The organism is Thermoanaerobacterium butyriciformans (assembly GCF_017874545.1).
GTDB classification, from domain to species: domain Bacteria; phylum Bacillota; class Thermoanaerobacteria; order Thermoanaerobacterales; family Thermoanaerobacteraceae; genus Thermoanaerobacterium; species Thermoanaerobacterium butyriciformans.
This window is the reverse complement of record NZ_JAGGLT010000059.1, coordinates 1-4,104: the sequence shown is the minus strand read 5'-3', so window position 1 is coordinate 4,104 and position 4,104 is coordinate 1. Positions and strand designations below refer to the sequence as shown.

Annotated in this window: 5 protein-coding genes; all 5 read left to right on the top strand. The window is 31.4% G+C overall.

Going from position 1 to position 4,104, the window contains the following annotated elements; genetic code table 11:
- Positions 1–31 precede the first annotated feature (31 nt).
- Positions 32–433, top strand: coding sequence for a sigma factor-like helix-turn-helix DNA-binding protein (locus J2Z80_RS14800; protein ID WP_209455064.1), 402 nt, complete (start codon positions 32–34; stop codon positions 431–433).
- 4 nt (positions 434–437) lie between these two features.
- Positions 438–638, top strand: a complete 201-nt coding sequence (locus tag J2Z80_RS14795) for a helix-turn-helix domain-containing protein (protein WP_209455063.1) — start codon at positions 438–440, stop codon at positions 636–638.
- A gap of 116 nt (positions 639–754) precedes the next feature.
- A complete protein-coding gene (locus J2Z80_RS14790) occupies positions 755–1,861 on the top strand; it encodes a hypothetical protein (protein WP_209455062.1) in 1,107 nt (368 codons plus the stop codon).
- Positions 1,862–2,077: 216 nt separating this feature from the next.
- Positions 2,078–2,815 carry a C39 family peptidase gene (locus tag J2Z80_RS14785; RefSeq protein ID WP_245301379.1) on the top strand — a complete coding sequence of 246 codons (738 nt, stop codon included), beginning with the start codon at positions 2,078–2,080 and terminating at the stop codon, positions 2,813–2,815.
- Positions 2,816–2,895: 80 nt separating this feature from the next.
- The gene (locus tag J2Z80_RS14780; protein WP_209455061.1) at positions 2,896–3,975 is read left to right on the top strand and encodes a hypothetical protein; all 1,080 of its coding nucleotides are present in this window, start codon (positions 2,896–2,898) and stop codon (positions 3,973–3,975) included.
- Positions 3,976–4,104: the final 129 nt, after the last annotated feature.

Sequence of the window (4,104 nt, the reverse complement as noted above, 5' to 3'; positions counted from 1 at the left end):
TAATAGAGGTGAGGCGTGGGAGGTTAAGAGTATGGGAGAGAGCGATGTAGAATTTGCATTCATTAAGTTTATTGAAAAATCTATTAATTATGAAGGAGTAAAAGCAATAAAAAAATACAATAACATTAAAAAGAAAGAGCTTTTGACATTAGACTTGGCAGATTGCAAAGGCAATATCGAAAATGATGGGAAAATTATTGACAGTACGATATACGATAATGTGTTAATTGAAGATGAAATAATAGATAGATTAATGATTTCAAAATTTAAGGAACTGCTGAAAATAGAAGAATTTAATGTTGTAATGCTAAATATAATGCAAGATATACCACAAAGAGAGGTAGCTAAAATGTTAAATAAATCACAATCATCTATAAGCAAGATTAAGAAAAAAGCCCTTAAGAAAATAAAAAAGTTTATGGAGGGTTCTTGAAAGTATGAGCAAAGATAAAAGCCTTTTTGAAATTATTTTAAAGGCTAAAGAAGGGGATAAAGATGCTATGCAAGAGATAATATTGCGATTTCAGCCTCTTATAAAGAAAAACATGAGGAATGTTGATATGGACATAAAAGATGATATAAGTCAGGATATTGTTGAGGCAATAATAAAAGCGATCAAGAAATTTGATATAAAATGAAGCATAACATTTGAAAATAACAAAAATAATTTTTATGATGTGGAATATTTTTAGAAAAATTTAGCTTTTATATATGTAGAAGGGGAAATACGGGAAATGGAGGTGAGGTAGATAATGTGATTAAATCGTTTAGAACTTCATTAGCTCTTGTATTTTTATTACTTATGTCTGTTGTACTCTCTGGCTGTTCTGACGCAGTGAAAAATAATACTGAAGTGCCATTTGTTGTTTTGAATGATGATGATGGAAGCTTTAAGGCGGATATATATTACTGGAATTTAAAAACTAATAGAATAAAAGAAACGAATGAAAACTTATATAAAATTCCACAAAATATAATAACAAATAAAGAATTATATACGATATTCCCTATAGCTTGGGATGGACAGAATCATGCAGTTTTGCCTTCTTATTTAGAAGTATCAGATAAATTCAAAAACTTTGTTAAAAAAGCGGATTTTTATTTTCAACCAAAGACGATATGGGGACAAGACGTAAAGTTGGTAAAAAGCGATGAAAAAAATAGGTATAAGTTAACATTAATAGATGGCGGTAAGACTGAGGAGAAAGAAATAACAATTCCTCTTCATACTTTTAAAGGAGATGATGGTAAAGAGTATGAAGCAACAAAATGCGGAACAGTAACGTCGGTAGTTAAGACAAGGTATGGTGCAGCAATGCTCTATCCTTGTTTCACATTAGGTGGTGGAAAATTATTTATTGTAAAGTATGATAAGGCATCAGAAAGTATCAAATGGCAAGAAGTTGGACCTATTAAAGGTATAGAGTTATCACCAAGCTTTCCACCATTAGCTAATCGTACAGCTACTATCGGAGAAAATTTTATCGTAAGAACGCAGACTAATCCTATAGAAGTGTATACCGAAAAAGTAGGTTATAAGATAATAAATAACATATCTGATTTTCGTAAGAAATACGCACCTGAAACATTAAATAGTGAATTTCCTGAATATATAGATATCTTAGGAAGCTATAATGATATTTTGTTTTTAAGTATACCAGTGCATAAAAATGAAGGGACAGAATTGTATGTATTTGCTGTGAAGGATGATAAACTTATAGGGATTATGCACAGAACGATAAATGATATTGAAATAATTGATACGGCAGGAAATGTTGCATCAAAATATAATATGCCTAAAGCGAAAACTTTAATCGGCGAAGATGATGTCTATTTTCCAAATGTGAACGGCATGGATTGATTGATAGATAAATTTATAATTCCTAATTTTATAATAGAGGTGAAGCATGGGGAGTTAAGAGCATAATATGCAAAATGATAAGAATTATTTTTATGATGTGGAATATTTTTAGAAAAATTTAGCTTTTATATATATAGAAGGGGAAATACGGAAAATGGAGGTGGGGAAAAGGATTATGAAATATTCCCCTTAAATATGAGGGAGGATTGGATTTAAATGAAAAGGTTAGTATCGCTCATTTTATGCTTATCTTTAGCTTTATCTGTGACAATCGCTTATGCAGATCTTTCTACTAATGAGCAATCAATAGGTGAAGTAACAGCTGAATCAAAAAAACTCTCTGATCAAAAAATAGCTGAAATGGCAAAGCGATTAGAAGTGTTAAACAAAAAAGTTTCGAATGGACAAGTAAATCCTATGAGTGATCCACAAATACCACCAAGCAAAATATTAAGTACTTCTGGATATATTGCACAGCCTGATAATAGTACATGTGGACCTACTTCTGCTCATAATCTGCTCTTAAGCTGGGGTAAAAATATATCTATAGATACATTAAAGAAAGATTTGGGATATAATGGTCAAACTCCTTTTGGAGACGCATGGAAAACGACGCTTAATAATTATACAAATTCAACTTATTATGTAGTTACTTGGAGCCCCAGTCAGACAACAATTTGGAATGCTTTCGTTGGGGACACAATTGATGGACACCCATTTATATTAGATACACATATGTCATCTGAAAATGGTTATCTTGAAGGTTATTCTGGATCAACATGGTGGCATTATGTAACAGGAATTGGATATAGTGGCTATAATTTAAATTCAGATAATAGTAAATATGGAGTATACTTTGATCCATATGATGGACGTGTGGGTACTTTTGGCCAGCACTCTTTGGAACTACCTAAATGGGTGAAATTAGTATCAGAAAGAGGAATAGTTTGGTGATTTCATGGTATTCCTTAAGTGTTTACTTAAGGAATACCATAATCTATATAGATAAAAGTCACTTTGTCTGGGAGGCTATTATGAATAAAGTGAAACTATGTTTATTAATTATCATAATCCTAATAATTGGTGGCTGTAGTATTAAAAGTACAAAGACAGACTTAAGCAATGAGAATATAATTATTGATAAAACAAATGGTAATATACTTGATGAGTTAGAGGCTAAAAAGACCTCATCGATTGAAAATGCACATCCAATAGCTGTGCTTGATGATGGCAGAAAAGTGTTTTTGCAGGTTAATCCTGAAGTAGACAACAGTATTTTTGTCACTTCAATCGATGGCTCAATAATGTTTAAAATTAATGCTGGAATTTCTAAAAATATTTATGATGCAAAAGTAATGGGAAATTGGATCGTGTATGTTGAATCCAGCAACGATATGACAAAAAGCGATTGGGCTTTGTATGCCAAGAATATAGATGACAATCGTCGCATAGAAATTGATAAGGGAAAAGTTGTAAATGCAAAAGTAAAAACGCCTACTTTGTTAGGAGCGCTGATATCTGCATCTAACGACAAAATTGTATGGACAGCTTTTGAAAAAGATGAGAAATCTGTTAATGCAATTGTCAAATTATACGATATTAAAAACAATACTTATAAAATCATTGATAGATTAAATGTTGAAGATGGAGAATTCGGGCAGCCAGGATTAGATGGGGATTGGCTTGTATATGATATTGGGAAGATCGATATGAAAGCACTGGCAAGAAATGGGAAATTGGTTCTTGTAAATCTTAAAAATAACGAGAAAAGAATATTAGATGAAGGATTAAGAGTTAGTGGTGCATCAATTAAATTTCCATATGTAGTATGGAATTCAGGCGATTCTATTCTAAAATTATACAATATAAAGACAAAAGAAGAAAAAACTATTGTAAATTGGGGTATGACAGGCGTTTGGAATAGCTCGCTTAATGATAAATTTATTTCATGGAATACTAACGGTGATGGTTTATACATTTACTCTATAGAAAGAGGAGAGATATTGAAGTTAAAAGATTCAGGTATTACAAGCGGTGGTAATATTTCAGGCAATATACTGTGGTGGTACGTCAAAGGAGAAAAGTGCAAATCAGAGTGGATTATTTTAGATTGAATGAAATTACTGAATGCTTTTTAAGCATATTGGAGTGATATTTATGATATCAAAAAAATGGATAATGACAATACTACTTATTTCGGCTCTTACAGGATGTTCAAATCTAGAAAAACAAGGAGATGTGGT